The organism is Streptomyces sp. NBRC 110035 (genome assembly GCF_000829695.1).
Classification (GTDB): Bacteria; Actinomycetota; Actinomycetes; order Streptomycetales; family Streptomycetaceae; genus Streptomyces.
The window spans coordinates 194962-215149 of the sequence record NZ_BBNN01000019.1 but is presented as its reverse complement, the minus strand read 5'-3'; the positions used below and the strand labels follow the sequence as shown (position 1 = coordinate 215149).

The following is a 20188-nucleotide window of genomic DNA, read 5'->3' as shown; positions in this document are numbered from 1 at the left end:
CGGAACCCCATGACGTCTTCGAAGCGAAACCGCGCCGAGGCCCTGCCGCAGGACCTCCAGGAAGAGCTCCGCCGCCGGCTGGCCGGCCGGGCCGCCTCCACCGCCCGCCGGGCCCTCCCGCGCGCGGACCGCACCCGGCCGCTGCCGCTGTCCTTCGCCCAGCAGCGGCTGTGGTTCCTGGACCGGCTGCGGCCCGGCGACCCCCGCTACAACAGTGCGGTCGCGCTCCGGCTCACCGGAGCGCCGGACCACACCGCCCTGACCGCCGCGCTGGAGCTGGTGGTGGGCCGGCACGAGGCGCTGCGCACCACGTTCGACGAGACCGACGGCAGACCCGCGCAGACCGTGCGGCCGGCCGGCCCGCTCCCGCTGCCGGTCCGGGACCTCACCGCTCCCGGGGACGGAAAGGCTCTGGAAGCGGCCCTGCTGGCCGAGTACGAGCGCCCCTTCGACCTGCGCACCGGGCCGCTGCTGCGGGCCCTGCTGCTGCGCGAGTCGCCCGACGCGCACGTACTGCTGCTGACGGCCCACCACATCGTCACCGACGGCTGGTCGATGGGGGTGCTCCTGGAGGAGCTGTGCACGGCCTACGACGCCCTCGCCCAGGGCGCGGAGCCCGTGCTGGAGCCGGTGGCCGCACAGTACCCGGACTTCGCCGTCTGGCAGCGCGAGCAGCTCTCCGGCCCCCGCCTGGAACGCGAACTGGCGCACTGGAAGGAGCGGCTGGCGGGCGCGGTGGCGCCCGAGCTGCCGCTGGACCGCCCGCGCCGCGGCGAGGAGTCCGGCGCGGGCGCGGTGCACACCTTCACCGTCCCCGCCGCCACCACCGCCCGGCTGAAGCAGCTCGCGGCCGAGCGGCACACCACCCTGTTCACCGCCCTGACCGCCGCCTGCCAGGCTCTGCTGGCCCGCTGGTCGGGACAGGACGACATCACCGTCGGCTCACTGACCCCGGGGCGCGGCCGCACCGACCTCGAACGGGCCGTCGGTTTCTTCGTCAACACCGTGGTGCTGCGTACCCGCGTCGAGACCGCCGGATCCTTCCGCGACCTGCTCACGGCCGCGGCCGACACGGTCAACCACGCCTTCGCGCACGGCGACACGCCGTTCGAGCGGCTCGTGGAGGCCGTCGGCGCGACCCGTGAGGCGGGCCGCAACCCCCTGTTCGACGTGATGGTCCTGCTGCACCCGGCGCCGCCCGCCGCCCCCGATCCGCACGGCCTGGCCACCGCCCCGGTCGCCGTGCCCCGACGGGCCGCCACCTTCGACCTGAGCGTGGAGTTCCTCCCGGACGGAGACGGTCTCACCGGTCTGCTGGAGTACCGCACCGACCTGTTCGACGCGGACACGGCCACCCGCATGGCCGGCCAGCTGCTGCGCCTGCTGGACGCCGCCGCCGCGCAGCCGGACCGGCCGCTGGGCACCCTGCCGCTGCTCTCGCCGCAGCAGCTGGAGCAGGTCACCCGGGACTGGAACGCGACCGCCCTGCCCGTCCCCGAGGACACCCTGCCCGAGCTGTTCGCGCGGCAGGCCGCCCGCACCCCGCACGCCACCGCCCTGGTCGCCGGGGACGTACGCCTGGACTACGCGACGCTCGACGCCCGCGCCGACCGCCTCGCCCGCCACCTGGTCGCGCGCGGTGCGGGCCCCGAGCGCCTGGTCGCCCTCGGGCTGCCCCGCACCGCCGACATGATCGTGGCGATCCTCGCCGTCTGGAAGGCCGGCGCCGGCTATCTGCCGCTGGACCCCGCACTGCCCGAGGAGCGGGTACGGTTCCTGCTCGACGACGCCCGGCCGGCCCTCGTCCTGGACGAGGCCGCGCTGCGGGACCTGCCCGGCGCCGGACCCGCCGACGCGGGCCCGCTCGCGCCGCCGGACCCGGACACCACCGCCTACGTCCTCTACACCTCCGGCTCCACCGGCCGCCCCAAGGGCGTGGCCGTGGCGCACCGGTCCGCGGCGAACCTGCTGGCGGGCCACCGCGAGGGCTTCGTCGCCGAGGCGGGCGGCGGGCCGCTGCGGGTGGCGCTGACGGCGTCGTTCTCCTTCGACACCTCACTGGAGGGCGTGCTGCTGATGGCCGACGGCCACCCGCTGCACCTGGTCGACGAGACGACCCGGCTGGACGCCGCCGCGCTGGTCGAGTACGTCGTCGAGCACCGCATCGACTTCCTGGACCTGACCCCCACCTACCTGCGCCAGCTGCTGCCCGCCGGACTGCTCACCGACCCGCGCCACCACCCCCGGGTGCTGATGCTCGGCGGCGAGCCGGTCGGGCCCGGCCTGTGGCGGGAGCTGGCCGCGCGGCGGGACGTGGCCGCGTACAACTTCTACGGGCCCACCGAGTGCACGGTCGACGCCCTGGCCTGCCGCATCGAGGGCGACGGCCGTCCGAGCGTCGGCAGGCCGCTCGCCAACGTGCGCGCCCACGTCCTCGACGACCGGCTCCGGCCCGTGCCGCCCGGAGTCGGCGGCGAGCTGTACCTGTCCGGCGTGCAACTGGCGCGCGGCTACGCGGGCCGGCCGGGGCTCACCGCCGCACGGTTCCTGCCCGACCCGTTCGGACCGCCCGGCACCCGCATGTACCGCACCGGCGACCTGGCCCGCCGGACCGCCGACGGACGCCTGGACCACCTGGGGCGCGCCGACGACCAGGTCAAGGTGCGCGGCCACCGCATCGAGCCCGGCGAGGTCGAGGCGGCCCTGACCGACCTGCCCGAGGTCGCCGCCGCCGCGGTCGTCGCCGTCACCGACCCGCACGGCCACACCCGGCTCGCCGCCTACCTGGTGCCCCGGCAGGCGGCGTCCGCCCCGTCGCGACGCCCGGCACACGCCCCCGGACTCTCGGCTCCGCCCGGGCAGGAAGAGGCCCCCCTCGACGCACCGGCCGAAGGCCCGGACCCGTCCCGCACGCGTACATCCGGCACGAGGACCTCCGGCCGGCCCACCGGGAACACGCACCGGCCGCCGCTCCTCGACGGGCCGGTGTCGCCTGCCGGGACACCGGCCCCCGCCGGCCGCGACGCGCGGCTCGTCGTGGCCGACGTGCGGGCGGCCTGCCGGCGCGTGCTGCCCGACCACATGGTGCCGTCCTCCTTCACCGTGCTCGACGGCCTGCCGATGACCGTCAGCGGCAAGGTCGACCGGCGTGCCCTGCCCGCCCCCGACCTCGACGGCGGAGGGCGCGACAAGGAGTTCGTCGCCCCGCGCACCCCCGAGGAGGAGACCCTCGCCCGCATCTGGGCCGAGGTGCTGGGCGCGCGCCGGGTCGGTGTGACGGACAACTTCTTCGAGCTGGGCGGCGACTCCATCCTCAGCATCCAGGCCGTCTCCCGCGCCCGGGCGGCGGGCCTCGACCTCACCTCGCGGGACGTCTTCCGCCACCAGACCGTCGCCGACCTCGCCGCCGCCGCGTCCCCGCGCACCACCGCCGCGTCCGCCCCCCGGCCACCGCGCGAGGAGGGCCCGGCGCCGCTGACGCCGGTCCAGGAGTGGTTCTTCGCCACGCACGGCCCGCTGCGGCACTTCAGCATGTCGATGCTGCTGGACCTGCCGCACGACCTGGACGAACCGGCCCTGGAGCGCGCCCTGGAGGCACTGGCCGCCCACCACCCCGCGCTGCGCACCCGCTTCGTCCGCGCGGCGGACACCTGGGAACAGCACCCCGGCGACGGCCCGGCCGCCGGCCTGCTCACCCGCCACGACCTCGCCCGCGCCGACGACGCGACGGCTGCCCGCGAGGAGGCCGCCGAGTCCGCCCGCGCCGCCCTCGACCCGGCCACCGGCGCCCTGCTGCGCGCCGCCCTGCTGCTGCCCCCTCCCGGCGAACGCCCCCAGCTCTTCGTCACCGCCCACCACCTGGCGGTGGACAGCGTCTCCTGGCGCGTCCTGCTCGCCGACCTCGCACAGGCCTACCGGCAGGCGGCCCAGGGCGACCCGGTCCGACTCGAGCCCGTCCCCACGCCGTTCGCCGACTGGGCCGCACACCTGGCCCGCCGCGTACGCGCCGGCGACCTCGACGCCGACCTGCCGCACTGGACGGCCGAGGCCGCCGAACCCCGTACCCCGCTGCCCGTGGACCGCCCCGGCACCCCGCTCGCCGGCTCGGTCCGCACCCTGCGCACCCGCGTGGACCGCGCCACCACCGGGGCGCTCCTGCGCCAGGTGCCCGCGGTCTACCGCACCCAGGTCAACGACGTGCTGCTCAGCGCGCTGAGCCGGGTCCTCGCCGACTGGACGGGCACCGAGCGGGTGACCGTCACCCTGGAGGGCCACGGCCGCGAGGACGACACGCTGGACCTGTCGCGCACGGTGGGCTGGTTCACCACCCAGTACCCCGTCACCCTCGCCCCCGCCGGACCGGCCGGCGCCCCCGACTGGGGCACGACCCTCAAGACGGTCAAGGAGCGCCTGCGGGCCGTCCCCCGCAACGGCCTCGGCCACGAGGCCCTGGCCCGCCTCGGCTCGCCCGACCCGGCCGCCCGCGCCCTGCGGGACCTGCCGCTGCCGCAGGTCTGCTTCAACTACCACGGCCAGTGGGAGGCCGGCGACGGACGGGACTTCGCCCCGGCGGACGAGGTGCCCGGCCGTGACGTCGCCGCCGACCAGCCGCCGGCCCACCTGCTGGACGTCTCCGCCGTGGTCGCCGGCGGCGAACTGGAGATCACCTGGCACTACAGCGACCAGGTGCACGACGAGGACACCGTCCGCACCCTCGCCGACGGCATGACCCGCGCGCTCGCCGCGATCACCGAGCACTGCGCCGGCCCCGGCGCGGGCGGCCGCACCCCGTCCGACTTCCCGCTGGCCCGCCTCGGCCAGGACCGCCTGGACCGGCTGGTCGGCGACGGGCGGGACGTGGAGGACGTCCTGCCGCTGACCCCGCTCCAGGAGGGCATGCTCTTCCACCGACTGGTCGGCGGCCCCGACGACGTCTACGTCGACCAGGCGGCACTCCTGCTGGAGGGCGTCGCCGACCCGCACGCCCTCGCCGCGGCCTGGCAGCGCGTCACCGAGCGCACCCCCGCCCTGCGCACCTGCGTCGTCTGGGAGGACGTCCCGGTGCCGCTCCAGGTCGTGCGCCGGGACGTGCGGGTGCCGGTGACCCACCTCGACTGGCGGGACCTGGACGAGGCCGGGCACGCCGAGCGCCTCGCCCGGCTGCGGGCCGACGACCTGGCCCGCGGCGTCGACCTCGCCGCCGCGCCGCTGATGCGGCTGACCCTGGTCCGGCTGCCCGACGCGCGGCTGCACCTGCTGTGGACCTCCCACCACCTGATCCTGGACGGCTGGAGCCTGGCCCAGGTGCTGACCGAGGTGTGCGAGGAGTACGCGGCACTCACCGCCGGCGCCGAGTCCCGGCCGCCGGTACGGCGTCCCTTCGGCGACTACGTACGCCGGCTCGCCGAGCAGGACCCGGGCGCCGCCCGCGCGTACTGGCGGGGCGTCCTCGCCGGCTTCACCGACCCCACCCCGCTGCCCGCCGACCGCCCCCTGCGCGAGGCCCACTCGGCCCGCTCCGCCGACGTCCATGCGGCCGGCCTGGACGACGAGGCGTCGGCCCGGCTGGCACGCACCGCACGCGACGCGGGACTCACCCTCAACACGGTCGTGCAGGGCGCCTGGGCGCTGCTGCTGGCCCGGTACGGCGCCGAGGACGACGTGGTGTTCGGCACCACCGTCTCCGGCCGGCCCGACGACCTGCCCGGCGTCGAGTCGATGGTGGGCATGTTCATCAACACCGTGCCCACCCGAATACGCGTCGACCCCGGACGCACGGCCGGCGCGTGGCTGCGGGACCTGCAGGACGCCCAGGCCGAGTCGAGGCGGTTCGCGGCCGTGTCGCTGGCCGAGCTGACCCGGCTCAGCGACGTGCCGTCCGGCAGCCCGCTCTTCCACAGCATGGTCGCCTTCGAGAACTACCCCTTCGACGAGGCCCGCACGGCCGGCTCCGGGGTGCGGCTGGCCCAGGTGACCTCCCGCGACGCCACCAACTACCCGCTCGTGCTGCGCGCCCACCACGGCGAACGCCTCGGCTTCGACCTCGCCTACGACCCCGCCCTGTTCGACGCGGCGACCGTCCGTTCGCTCGCCGGCCGGCTGTGCCTGCTGCTCACCGAGCTGGCCGACGGTCCCGACCGGCCGCTGCGCGACCTGGCCCGGCCGACGGCCGGGGAACGGCGGCGGATGCTCACCGACTGGAACGGCACCGAACGGGGCCGCCCCGGCCAGACCCTGGTGGACCTGTTCGAGATACAGGCCGCCCGCACACCCGGCGCCACCGCCGTCACCTGCGGCACCGAGCGTCTGGACTACGCGACGCTCGACGCCCGCGCCGGCCGGCTCGCCCACCGGCTCGCCGGGCTCGGCGCCGCGCCCGAGAAGTTCGTCGCCCTCGCCCTGCCCCGCTCCTGCGACCAGGTCGTCGCGGTCCTCGCCGTGCTGAAGACCGGCGCGGCCTACCTGCCGATCGACCCGGCCTCGCCCGCCGACCGCATCGGCCACCTCCTCGCCGACGCCGACCCGGTGACCCTGGTGACCACGACCGGCACGGTGGCCCGGGTCGACGGCACCGACGTACCCCTGCTGCTCCTCGACGACCCGCGGGTCGAGGCCGACCTCGCCCGCCGCCCGGCCACCGGACCCGCCCCCGCCCGCCGGCCGCTGCCGGAGAGCCCCGCCTACGCCATCCACACCTCCGGCTCCACCGGCCGCCCCAAGGGCGTGGTGATCCCGCACGCCAACGTGGTGCGGCTGTTCACCCGCACCCGTGACCGGTTCGGCTTCGGCGCGGACGACGTGTGGACGATGTTCCACTCCTACGCGTTCGACTTCTCGGTGTGGGAGATGTGGGGCCCGCTGCTGCACGGCGGCCGTCTCGTCGTCGTGCCCGACGAGACGGCCCGCTCCCCGGAGGACTTCCTGCGCCTGCTGGCGGACGAGCGGGTCACCGTCCTCAGCCAGACGCCGTCCGCGTTCTACCCGCTGATCCGCGCGGACGCCGAACACCCGGAGACCGGCGCCCGCCTCGCGCTGCGCACGGTGGTCTTCGGCGGAGAGGCCCTGGACGTCGGCCGGCTCGCCGACTGGTGGACGCGCCACCCGGCCTCCGCCCCGCGGCTGGTCAACATGTACGGCATCACCGAGACCACCGTGCACGTCACCCACGCCCCGCTCGACCCCGCCACCGCCCCCGACGGCCCCGCCAGTCCCATCGGCACGGCCATCGACGACCTGCGGGTGTACGTGCTCGACGCGGACCTGGCGCCCGTGCCGCCCGGCGCGACCGGCGAGCTGTACGTGGCGGGCGAGGGCCTGGCCCGCGGCTACCTGGGCCGCCCCGGCCTCACCGCCACGCGCTTCCTCGCCGACCCCTTCGGCATGTCGGGGGAGCGGATGTACCGCACGGGCGACCGGGCGAAGTGGCGGGCCGACGGCACCCTGGAGTACCTGGGCCGCGCGGACGCCCAGGTGAAGATCCGCGGCTACCGCATCGAGCCCGGCGAGATCGAGGCGGCCCTGCACACCCACCCCGGCGTCGCCGAGGCCGCGGTCGGCGTGTTCGAGGACGCCTCCGGAACCCGCCGGCTCGTGGCGCACGTCGTCGGCTCCGGCGGCCCGGCCCCCTCGGCGGCCGTGCTGCGCGCCCACCTGGAGCGCCTGCTGCCCGCCCACATGGTGCCCGCCGCCCACGTGCCGGTGGACGCCCTGCCGCTCACCGTCAACGGCAAGCTCGACCGGCGCGCACTTCCCGCACCGGGACCGGACGGCTACGCCGCCGGCACCGACCGGACACCACCGCGCACCCCCGCCGAGCGACTGGTCGCCGCCGCCTGGGCCGACGTGCTGGGAGTCGGGGAGGTGCACGCCGGCGACGACTTCTTCGCGCTCGGCGGCGACTCCATCCTCGCCGTCCGCGTCACCGCCCGGCTGCGCGCCGCGTTCGGTCCCGACGTCTCCCCGAGACTGCTGTTCACCCGTCCCACGGTGGCCGTCCTGGCCGCCGGGCTCGGCGAACCGGCCGACGGCGCGCCCGCCCCGCAGGCCGACGCGATACCGGCGACCGCCCCGCAGACCCCGGCGCCCCTGTCGTACGCCCAGCAACGCCTGTGGTTCCTCGACCGGTTCGAGCCCGGCAGCACCGAGTACACGACGCTCTCCGTGCTCCGCCTGCGCGGACCCCTCGACGTGAGCGCCCTGCGCACCGCGCTGGACGGCCTGGTCGCCCGGCACGAGGCGCTGCGCACCACGTTCGTCGAACAGGGCGGACAGGCCCGGCAGCTGGTGCACCCGCCGCACCGGGTCGACCTGCCCGTGGACGACCTCACCACGGCCCCGGACGCGCGGGCGGCGCTGGACGCGCTGCTGGAGCGCGAGGCCGCCACGCCCTTCGACCTGGCGGCCGGGCCGCTCCTGCGCGCCCGGCTGGCCCGCCCGGCCGACGGCGAGCACGTCCTCGTACTGGCCGTCCACCACATCGTCACCGACGGCTGGTCGCTCGGCGTCCTCGGCCGGGACCTGGGCGAGCTGTACGCGGCGGCACACGAGGGCCGCCGCCCCGAACTGCCCGCACTGCCCGTCCGCTACGCCGACCACGCCGCCTGGCAGCGTGCCCGCACCGACCGCGTCGAGCGTCGACTCGCCCACTGGCGGCAGGTGCTGGACGGAGTACCTCCGCTGGAGCCGCCGACCGACCGGCCGCGTCCCGCCGTACGGACCCGGGACGGCGCGCTGGTGACCTTCACCCTGCCCGCCGGACTGACCGACCGGCTGCGCGAGCGGGGCCGGGAGTCCGACGCCACCCTGTACATGACGCTGCTGACCGCCTGCACGGCCCTGCTGTCCCGCTGGGCCGACCAGGACGACTTCGCCGTCGGCACCGTCACCGCGGGCCGTGAGCGCCCCGAACTGCACGACGTGGTCGGCATGTTCGTGAACACGCTGGTGCTGCGCAACCGGGTGCGCCCCGGCACGTCGTTCCGCGCGCTGCTGGAGCAGGTGCGCGACACCGTCCTTGAGGCGTTCGCCCACCAGGACGTGCCCTTCGAGCGGCTGGTGGACGCCCTCCGGCCCGAGCGGGACACCAGCCGCACCCCCCTGTTCCAGGTCATGGTCGCCCTGCACAACCTGGGCGCCGAGGCCCCCGCGCTCCTGGACCTGGACGTCGAGCCGCTCACCCCGCCGGTCCGGCACGCCACGTTCGACCTGGCCTTCGACTTCGTGGAGGGCGACGGCGGCGTCACCGGCCACCTGGAGTACGACACCGCCCTGTTCGACGAGGACACCGTCCGGCGCCTGGCCGCCCGCCTGCGGCTGCTCCTGGAGGCCGCCGCGCAGGACCCCGGCCGGGACGTGCGGGCGCTGGAGCTGATGACCCCCGCCGAGCGGCGCCACGTGCTCCACGACTGGCAGGGGCCGCGGCTCGCGGTCCCCGACACCACCTTCCCCGCCCTGTTCGAGGCACAGGCCGCCCGCACCCCGCACGACACCGCCCTGGTGGCACGGGACGCCACGCTCGACTTCGCCGCCCTCAACGAGCGCGCCAACCGGCTCGCCCACCACCTCCTCGCCCGGGGCGTCGCCCCCGAGCGGGTGGTCGCCGTACGACTGCCGCGCACCTCCGGCCTGGTGGCTGCGGTGCTCGCCGTCGCCAAGGCGGGCGGCACCCTGCTCTGCCTCGACCCCGATCTGCCCGCCGGACGCGTCACCCACCTCCTCGCGGACGCCGCCCCGCACACCGTGCTCACCGAGGACGCCCTGCGCGAGGTGCCGTGGGACCGGCTGCCCGCCCACGACCCCACCGACCGCGACCGACCGGCCCCGCTGCGCCCGGACCACGCCGCCTACATCGTCTACACCTCCGGTTCCACCGGCCGCCCCAAGGGCGTCGTCGTCGAACACCGCCACCTGGTCAACCTCTGCCACGACCACCGCGAAGGGCTCGTCGCACCGCACACCGCGGACGGGCGGCGGCTGCGCGCCGCGCTGAGCGCCTCGTTCTCCTTCGACACCTCCTGGGAGGGGCCGCTGCTGCTCGCCCTCGGGCAGGAGGTCCACCTCGTCGACGAGGACGTGCGACTGGATCCGGACGCGTTCTGCGCACAGGTCGCCGCACGCGGCCTGGACCTGGTGAACGTCACCCCGTCCTTCCTGCGCGAACTCACCGCCGCCGGACTCCTCGCACCCGGCCGCCACCACCCGCGCGTCCTGCTGGTCGGCGGCGAGGCGACGGGCCCCGACACCTGGCGGGAACTGGATGCCGCCGCCGGCCTCGGCGTCACCGCGTACAACATGTACGGACCCACCGAGTGCACCGTCGACGCCACCTACGGGCGTGTCACCGACCACCCGGACCGGCCGGTCATCGGGCGCCCCGGCCGCAACCTGCGCGCCCACGTCCTCGACGGCGCCCTGCGCCCGGTGCCGCCCGGCGTGCCCGGCGAGCTGTACCTCGCCGGCGCACAGGTGGCCCGCGGCTACCTGGGCCGCCCCGGCCCGACCGCGTCGCGTTTTGTCGCCGACCCGTTCGGCGCGCCGGGGGAGCGGATGTACCGCACCGGCGACCGCGCCCGCTGGAACGAGCGAGGGCTGCTGGAGTTCCTGGGCCGCGCCGACGAGCAGATCAAGATCCGCGGGTTCCGTGTCGAACCCGGCGAGGTCGAGGCCGCGCTGCTCGCCCACCCGGACGTGTCCGAGGCCGTGGTGACGGCACGTGAGCACGCGGGCCGGCTCATGCTCGTGGCCCACCTGGTGCCCGCCGGGGACACCGCCCCGACCGCCGACGAACTGCGCCTCGCGCTCCGGCGCACCCTGCCGGACCACATGGTGCCGGCGGCGTTCGTCCCGCTGGCGCGGATCCCGCGCACCAGCAGCGGCAAGACCGACCGGCGCGCCCTGCCCGCCCCGCCCGCGCAGCCCGACCCCGCCACGACCTACGTGGCACCGCGCCCCGGCACCGAGGAGACGCTGGCCGCGATCTGGGCGGACGTCCTGCGGGTCGAACGGGTGGGCGCGCGGGACAACTTCTTCGCGCTCGGCGGCGACTCCATCCTCAGCATCCAGATCGTCTCCCGGGCCCGCCGGGCCGGACTGGCGCTGACCACCAAGGACGTCTTCCGCCACCAGACCGTCGCCGAACTCGCCCTGCGCGTCACCGAGGCGGCCCCCGCCGCGGCGGACGCGGCCGTGCCCGCCGACGCACCGCTCACCCCGATCCAGCGCTGGTACCTCGACGGCCGCCGCCCCGGAGACCCGCTGCGCTTCACCATGTCGCAGCGGATCGAACTGGCCCCCGGCACCGGCATGTCCGCCCTGCGTCCCGCCGTGGACGCCCTCGTGGGCCACCACCCGGCCCTGCGCACCCGCTTCCGCCGCACCGACGACGGCCGGCGCCAGGAGGTCCTGCCGGACGTCCCGGACGGCATCCTCACCCACCACGACGTGACCGGCCTGGACGGCCCCGCGCTGGAGGCCGAGGTGCGGCGCGCGGCGGACGCGGCCCGGGCGTCCCTCGACCCGGCCGAGGGCCGGATGGTGCGCGTCCTGCTCCTCGACCGCGGCCCGGACCTGCCCGCGCAACTCCTCGTCATCGTCCACCACCTGGCCGTCGACGGCGTCTCCTGGCGGATCCTGCTGGCCGATCTGGAGACCGCCCACCGCTGCGTCGCGGACGGACGCCCCGTCGAGCTGCCCCCGGCCGGAACCCCGTTCGGCCACTGGGCGGCCCGACTGGAGGCGCACACCCGGTCCGGCGCCCTGGACGGCGACCTCGCCCACTGGGAGCGCACCGCGGCGGCCCCCGCCGGCCTGCCCGCGGGCCGGCCCGGCCCGCACACCCACGGCACCGCCGCCACGGTCACCGTGGAGCTCGAGCCGGAGACGACCGAGGCCCTGCTGCGCCGGGTCCCGGAGGTCTACCGCACCCAGGTCAACGACGTCCTGCTCAGCGCCCTCGGCCGCACCCTGGCCCGCTGGTGCGGGCGCGACACCGTGCTGGTCGGCGTGGAGGGCCACGGCCGCGAGGACCTCTTCGACGACGTGGACCTCTCCCGGACGGTCGGCTGGTTCACCGCCGAGTTCCCCCTCGCGCTGAGCGTCGACCCCGACGCCGGCTGGCACGACACCCTGCGCTCGGTCAAGGAGCAGCTGCGCGCGGTGCCGCTGCACGGCCTGAGCCACGGCGCGCTGCGCCACCTGCTGCCCGACAGCCCGCTGGCCGCCGCCCCGGCACCGCGGGTCGGCTTCAACTACCACGGCCGGTGGGACGCCGACGGGAGCCGGAGCGGCCTCTACGGAGCCGCCCTGCCCCCGGCCGGCTCCGACACCGACCCCGACGAACCCCGCCCCTACCTGCTGGACGTCACCGGCGTGGTCCAGGGCGGCCGTCTGGAACTCGGCTGGACCTATCCGCCGGCCGTCTACGACGAGTCCACCGTCCGCGAACTCGCCGAGGGGATGTGCGCGGCGCTGCGCGACATCGCGGCCCACTGCGCCCGCCCGGACGCGGGCGGCCGCACCCCGTCGGACTTCCCGCTCGCCGGGCTCGACCAGAGGGAGCTGGACCGCCTGGTGGGCGACGGCCGGCACGTGGCCGACGTCCTGCCGCTGACACCCCTGCAGGCCGGCATGCTCTTCCACGGTCTGGTCGACACGGCGGGCGCCTACTTCGACCGGACGGCCGTCCGGCTGTCCGGGGTGGCCGACCCGCACGCCTTCGCCGCGGCCTGGCAGCAGGTGGCCGACCGCACCGAGGCCCTGCGCACCAGCGTCCACTGGCAGGGCCTGCCGCACCCGGTCCAGGTCGTCCACCACCGCGTGGAGCTGCCCGTCACCCACCTGGACCGGCGGCACCTGACGCCCGGGCAGCGCGGGAGGGAGACCGGGGAACTGCTGGCCGCCGACCGTGCGGCGGGCATGGATCTCACCACCGCGCCCCTCACCCGCATCACCCTGGCCGCGCTGCCCGGCGACGAGATCCTGCTGCTGTGGTCCTCCCACCACCTGATCCTGGACGGCTGGAGCACCGGGCAGCTGCTCACCGAGGTGTGCGAGCGCTACGCCGCGCTCACCGGCGGCCGCGAAGCCCCCGCGCCGGTCAGGCGCCCGTTCTCCGACTTCCTGCGCTGGCTGCACGACCAGGACGAGGGCGCGGCCGAGGCGTACTGGGCCGGCACCCTCGCCGGCTTCCCGGCCCGCACCCCGCTGCCGTACGACCGCACACCGGCCGAGGCACACCGCGCCCGCGCCGCCGCCACGGCACACCGGCAGCTGGACGAGCGGGTCTCGGCGCGGCTGCGGGAGGCGGCGGCACGGGCCGGGCTGACGGTGAACACCGTGATCGAGGGCGCCTGGACGCTGCTGCTGGCCCGCCACGGCGGATGCGACGACGTCGTGTTCGGCACGACCGTCTCCGGGCGTCCGGCCGAACTGCCCGGCGTGGAGGCGATGACCGGCATGTTCATCAACACCGTGCCCACCCGGATCCGCGTCACGGGCGGGGGAGCGGCCTCCTGGCTGCGGGACGTGCAGGAGCGGCAGAGCGACGCCCGCCGCTTCGACTTCCTTGCGCTGCCCCGCATCCAGGCGCTGAGCGAGGTCCCGGCCGGCGAGGCGCTGTTCGACAGCATGGTGGTGTTCGAGAACTACCCCGTCGACGCGTCCGCCACGGCCCGCACGGGCGTGCGCGTCGAGGAGGTGCGGGCCGACGACGCGCCGACCTTCCCGCTGTGCCTGCGCGCCCACCTCGGCGACCGGCTCGGCATCGACCTCGCCTACGACGCCGACCTGTTCGACGCGGACACGGCCGAACGCCTCGCGGCCAGGCTCGCGGTCGTCCTGACCGCCCTCGCCGACGCCGTCGGGGACGACGCGGACGTCGCCGGCCTCGAGCCGCTGACCGAGGACGACCGCGCCCTGCTCCAGCGGTGGGACGCCACCACCCGGCAGGCGGCACCGCGCAGCCCCGTCGAGCTGTTCGCCGAGCAGGCCCGCCGCACCCCCGACGCGCCCGCCCTGCGCGACGCCGGCACGGAGCTGACGTACCGCCGCCTCGACGACTGGTCCGACGCCGTGGCGTCCCGGCTCCTCGCCGGCGGCCTGCGGGCCGAGGACCGGGTGGCGCTGCTGATGGACCGCTGCCCCGAACTCGTCGTGGCCCAGCTCGCCGTCCTCAAGGCGGGCGGCGCCTACCTGCCGGTGGACGTCCGGGCCCCCGAGGAGCGGCGCCGCACCCTGATCGGGCGGGCGGGCGCGACGGCCCGGCTGACCGCCGCGGACGTCGCCGCCGTACGCACCCCCGCGGCGGGCGCGCCCGCCGCCGTGCCCGCGGACGCGGACCGCCCGGCGTACGTGATGTTCACCTCCGGGTCGACCGGCGAGCCCAAGGCGGTCGCGGTACGCCACCGCGACGTGGCCGCCCTCGCCACCGACAGCCGCTTCACCGGCGGGGTGTGCGACCGGGTGCTGCTGCACTCCCCGGTGGCCTTCGACGCCGCCACCTTCGAGGTGTGGGCGCCCCTGCTGAACGGCGGCTGCGTGGTCGTGGCACCGCCCCGGCCCGTGGACGCGGCGCTGCTGCGGAACCTGGTCCGCGACGGGGGCCTGAGCGCGCTGTGGCTGACCGCCGGCCTCTTCCGGCTGCTGGCGCAGGACGCGCCGGACTGCTTCGCCGGCCTGCGCCAGGTGTGGACCGGCGGCGACGTGGTGCCCGCCGCGGCCGTACGCCGGGTGCTGTCCGCCTGCCCCGGCCTGACCGTCGTGGACGGCTACGGACCCACCGAGGCGACGACGTTCGCGACCTCCTTCGCGCTCACCGACGCGACGGCCGTCCCCGACACCGTGCCCGTCGGCCACCCGCTCGACGACATGCGGGTCCACGTCCTCGACGGCCGTCTGCGGCCCGTGCCGCCGGGCTGCGCCGGCGAGCTGTACCTCGCCGGCGAGGGCGTGGCACGCGGCTACCTGAACCGTCCCGGCGACACCGCCGCCCGCTTCCTCGCCGACCCCGCCGGCCCGCCCGGCACCCGCATGTACCGCACCGGCGACCTGGCCCGCCGCCGCCCCGACGGCACTGTCGAGTTCCTGGGCCGCGCCGACGACCAGGTGAAGATACGCGGCTTCCGCGTCGAGCCCGGCGAGGTGGAGGCGGCCCTCGCGGCGCATCCCGGCGTCGCGGACGTGGCGGTGCTGGCCCGCGAGGACCGGCCCGGCAGCCGGCGCCTGGTGGCCTACCTGGTCGGCCCCGAAGACCTCACGGACGTCCGGGAGTTCGCCCGGCGCTCGCTCCCCGACCACCTCGTGCCCTCGGCGTTCGTCGTCCTGCCCGCGCTGCCGCTCAGCGGCAACGGAAAGGTCGACCGGGCGGCGCTCCCGGCGCCAGAGCCCGCGAGCGGCGACCGGCGGGGCGCGCCGACCGCGCCGCGCACCGACGCCGAGCGGCGCACCGCCGACGTCTTCGCGGAGGTCCTGGCCGTGCGGCGGCCCGGCGTGGAGGACGACTTCTTCCAGCTGGGCGGCGACTCCATCCTCAGTATCCGGCTGGCCGCCCGCCTGTCCGAGGCGTTCGGCACCGACCTGTCACCGCGGGCGGTGTTCACCCACCCCACCCCCGCTGCCCTCGCCGCCCTGCTCACCGAGGAGCCGTCCGGCGACGCCGCGCCCACCGCGATCGTCCCGGTCCCCCGCGACACGCCCGCCCCGATGTCGTACGCCCAGCAACGCCTCTGGTTCCTCGAGGAGTTCGCGCCGGGCAGCGGCGAGTACGTCACCGCGTCGGCCCTGCGCCTGCGCGGCCGGCTCGACGTGCCCGCCCTGACCGCCGCCCTGCGCGCCCTGGTCGAGCGGCACGAGGCGCTGCGCACCACCTTCGACACGGTGGACGGCCACGGCGTGCAGATCGTCCACCCGGCACCGGACGTGCCGCTGCCGCTGCACGACCTGTCGCAGACGGCGGAAACCGACCGCGCGGCCCGGCTGGAGGAGCTGCTGGAGGCCGAGCGTGCCCGCACGTTCGACCTGCGGCGCGGTCCGCTGCTGCACGCGGGGCTGATCAGGCTCTCGGACGACGAGCACGTCCTGACGCTGACCCTGCACCACATCGTCACCGACGGCTGGTCCACCGGAGTGCTCACCGGCGACCTCGCCCACTTCTACCGGGCCGCACGGGGTCGGGGAGCCGGGCAGTTGCCGCCGCTTTCGGTGCAGTACGCCGACTACGCCCACTGGCAGCGCGGCAGCGGCACGGACGAACACCTCGCGTACTGGAAGGAGCACCTGACCGGTCTGGAGACGCTGGACCTGTCCACCGACCGGCCGCGTCCGGCGGTGCGCACCCACGACGGCGCCACCGTGCCCCTCGTCCTGCCGCGCGGCACGGCCCGCCGTCTCGTCCAGGTGGGCCGGGACCGGCAGACCACCCTGTTCACCACGCTGGTCGCCGCCGCACAGACCTACCTGGCCCGCCTGACCGGCGGCCGTGACATCACCGTCGGCACGGTCACCTCCGGCCGCGACCGCGCCGAGACCCAGAACCTCGTCGGGTTCTTCGTCAACACCCTCGTCCTGCGCTCCCGCGTCGAACCCGACCGTCCCTTCCCCGAGTTCCTCACCGAGGTGCGCGCCACCGTACTGGACGCCTTCGCCCACCAGGAGGCGCCGTTCGAGCGGGTGGTGGACGAGGTGCAGCCGGTCCGCGACACCAGCCGCACCCCCCTGTTCCAGGTCATGGTGGTGCTGCAGAACGCCCCGGGCGCCGACCTCGACCTGCCCGGCATCGAGGTCACCGACGTCGACACGGAACTGCGGCACGCGGCGTTCGACCTCACCCTGGAGTTCGCCGAGACCTCCGCCGGAGAACTGCACGGCCTGCTCACCTACAACACCGACCTGTTCGACGCGGCCACCGCCGAACGGATGGCCGACCAGCTCGGCACGCTCCTGACCGCCGTCGCCGACGACCCCGACCGGCCCGTGGGCGCCCTGCCCCTCGCCACCGACGAGACGCTCAAGGCCGTCCTCGACCAGGGACGGGGCACCGCCCGCCCGGTACCGGCGGCGACGCTGCCGGACCTGTTCGAACAGCAGGCGGCCCGCACGCCCGACGCCGTGGCCCTGGCCGACGCCGACGGCCGCGAGCTGACGTACGCGCAGGTCGAGCGCGCCGCCAACCGGCTGGCGCACCGGCTCATCGCCCGGGGCGTGGGACCCGAACGGGTCGTGGCGCTGGCCCTGCCCCGCGGCGCGGAGACGGTGGTGGCCCAGCTCGCCGTGGCCAAGGCCGGCGGTGCCTTCCTGCCCGTCGACCCGGACTACCCCGAGCAGCGGCGGGAGTTCATGCTGCGCGACGCGGACGCCTGGCTCGTGCTGGACGACCCCGCCGCCGTACGGGACGCGGACGGGCCGGACACCGCGCCCACGGACGCCGACCGCACGGCCCCGCTGACCGTCGCCCACCCGGCGTACGTGATCCACACGTCCGGTTCCACCGGCACACCCAAGGGCGTGACGGTGACGCACCGCGGCCTGGCCGCCTTCGCCGCGGCCGCCGCCGACCGCTACGACGCGGGCCCCGGCGACCGGGTCCTGCAGTTCGCCTCGCCCAGCTTCGACGCCTCCGTGCTCGAGCTGTGCGTGTCCCTGCTCGGCGGAGCCACCCTCGTCACCGGGGAGGAAGGCCCCCTCGTCGGCGAGCGGCTCGCCCAGGCCCTCGCCGAGCGGCGCGTCAGCCACACGCTGATCCCGCCCGCCGCCCTGGCCACGGTCGACCCCCGGGCCGCCGGCGCACTGCCGCACCTGCGCACCCTCATCGTCGGCGCCGAGGCGTGCCCGGCCCACCTCGTCGAACGGTGGGCACCCGGCCGACGCATGATCAACTCCTACGGTCCGACCGAGGCCACCGTCGTCGCCACCTGGACCGGCCCCCTCACCCCCGGCACGGGCGCACCGCCGATCGGCCGCCCGGCGGGCGCCACCCGTGTCCACGTCCTCGACGCGGCCCTGCGCCCCGTCCCGCCCGGCGTCACCGGCGACCTGTACGTGGCCGGACCGGGACTGGCCCGCGGCTATCTGAACCGGCCCGGCCCGACCGCCTCGCGTTTCGTCGCCGACCCGTTCGGCGCGCCGGGGGAGCGGATGTACCGCACCGGCGACCTGGCCCGCTGGGACGCGTCCGGCGAACTGCGCTTCGCCGGACGCGCCGACGACCAGGTCAAACTGCGCGGCTTCCGCATCGAACCCGGGGAGATCGAGAGCGCGCTGCGCCGCAGCCCGCGGGTGCGCGACGCGGTGGTCACCGTCCGCGGCGGCGGCAGCGGCCCGGACGGCCGCTCCGGCGGACGGCTGGTGGCGCACGTCGTGCCCGCCGGGGGCGCCACGGGGGAACTGCCGGTGCCCGAGCTGCGCGACCACCTCGCCGGGCTGCTCCCGCCGCACATGGTCCCGTCGGCGTTCGTGCCGCTGGAACGCCTGCCGCTCACCCCGAACGGCAAGACCGACCGTGCCGCCCTGCCCGAACCCGGCCCCGCGCACACCGCCGCCGGGCCGCGCACGGCACCGCGCACCGACACCGAACGCCGCATCGCCCGCATCTGGGCCGACGTCCTCGGCGTGGCGGACGTCGGCGCGCACGACAACTTCTTCCACCTCGGCGGCGACTCCATCCTCAGCATGCAGGTCGTCTCACGGCTGCGGCGGGACGGACTGCACCTGGCCACCCGCGACCTGTTCACCCACCAGACGGTCGCCGAACTGGCCACCGTCGTCACCGACGCTCCCCAGCACTCCGGGGAGGGTCCGGTGAGCGGAGACGTGCCGCTCACCCCCATCCAGGAGTGGTTCCTCAGCAGCCCGCGCGCCCGCCACGGCCACTTCAACCAGTCGCTGCTGCTGGAACTCGGCGCCCCCCTGGACGCCGCCGCCCTGGAAACGGCCCTGAACGCCCTGCTCGACCACCACGACGCCTTGCGCATGCGCTTCACCGAGGACGAAGCCGGCTGGCGTCAGTTCAACCCGCCGCCGTCCGACACCGACCGCACCCGGCTCCTGGACCGCCACGACCTGAGCGGGCTGACTCCCGCCGAGGCCGACGCGGCGATGGCGGAGGCCGCCGACGACCTGCACACCGGCTTCGACCTGGCGCGCGGCCCGCTGCTGCGGGCGGCCCTGTTCACCGGGGACGCCGGCCGGCCCGCCTTCCTCCTCCTGGTCGCGCACCACCTCGTGGTGGACGCCGTGTCCTGGCGCATCCTGCGCGACGACCTGGAAGCCGCCTACCGGCAGGCCGCCCAGGGGGAGCCCGTCACGCCGGGCGAACGCACCACCTCCTTCCGCGACTGGGCCCGAGGCCTCGCCGCACACGTCGCGGCCGGAGCCCTCGACGACGAACTGCCCTACTGGGAGCGGGCGGTCGACGCCGGGTCGCTGCCGGCCGGGACACCGGCCGGGCCACCGACGGGCCTCGTCGACACGCTCACCGTCGAACTGGACGAGGCGGACACCGAGGCACTGCTGCGCGCCGCGCCGACCGCCTACCGCACCCGCGTCAACGACGTGCTGCTCGCAGCCCTCGCCCTGGCCCTGGCCCGCTGGACCGGCCGCGAGGAGGTCCGTCTGGACCTGGAGGGACACGGCCGCGAGGACGTCCTCGACGACGTGGACCTCTCCCGCACGGTCGGCTGGTTCACCACCGTCCACCCCATCGCCCTCCAGGTGCCCGAACCCGCCGGCCCCGGCCCCACCCGGGACTGGCGGACCCTGGTGAAGTCGGTGCGCCGCCAGCTGCGCGCCGTGCCCGGCAACGGCCTGGGCTTCGGCGCGTTGCGCACCTTCGGACCGCCCGAGGTACGCGAGCGGCTCGGACGGGCCGCGCACGGACAGGTCGTCTTCAACTACCTCGGCCAGTGGGACGCCCGCCCGGAGAGCCCCGGCGACGGCCTGGTGCGCGCCGAGCACGGGTCGTTCGGCCGGCACCACGACCCGCGCGACAGCGGCTCCCACCCGCTGGAGGTCGTCGGCGCGGTGCAGGGCGGCCGGCTGTCCTTCACCTGGCACCACCGGCCCGCCCTCCACCCCACGGACACCGTGCGACGTGTCGCGGACGACTTCGCCGAGGCCCTGCGCCACATCGCCCGCCACGCCCAAAACAGCCGGTGAGCCCCCGCCCCGCGATCCGCGCCCCACCGCCGGACACCCCCTC

Annotated in this window: 1 protein-coding gene; it reads left to right on the top strand. The window is 76.4% G+C overall.

Annotation, left to right across the window (positions count from 1 at the left end; genetic code table 11):
• The first annotated feature begins 9 nt into the window (after window positions 1-9).
• Complete coding sequence (locus tag TU30_RS09275; RefSeq protein WP_042166986.1) at window positions 10-20145, top strand: non-ribosomal peptide synthase/polyketide synthase; 20136 nt, start codon at window positions 10-12, stop codon at window positions 20143-20145.
• The last annotated feature ends 43 nt before the right edge of the window (window positions 20146-20188 follow it).

What these genes read in the sequence shown, in the direction of transcription:
- TU30_RS09275 (WP_042166986.1), top strand. Translation starts at nt 10, where the DNA reads ATGACGTCTTCGAAGCGAAACCGCGCCGAGGCCCTGCCGCAGGACCTC.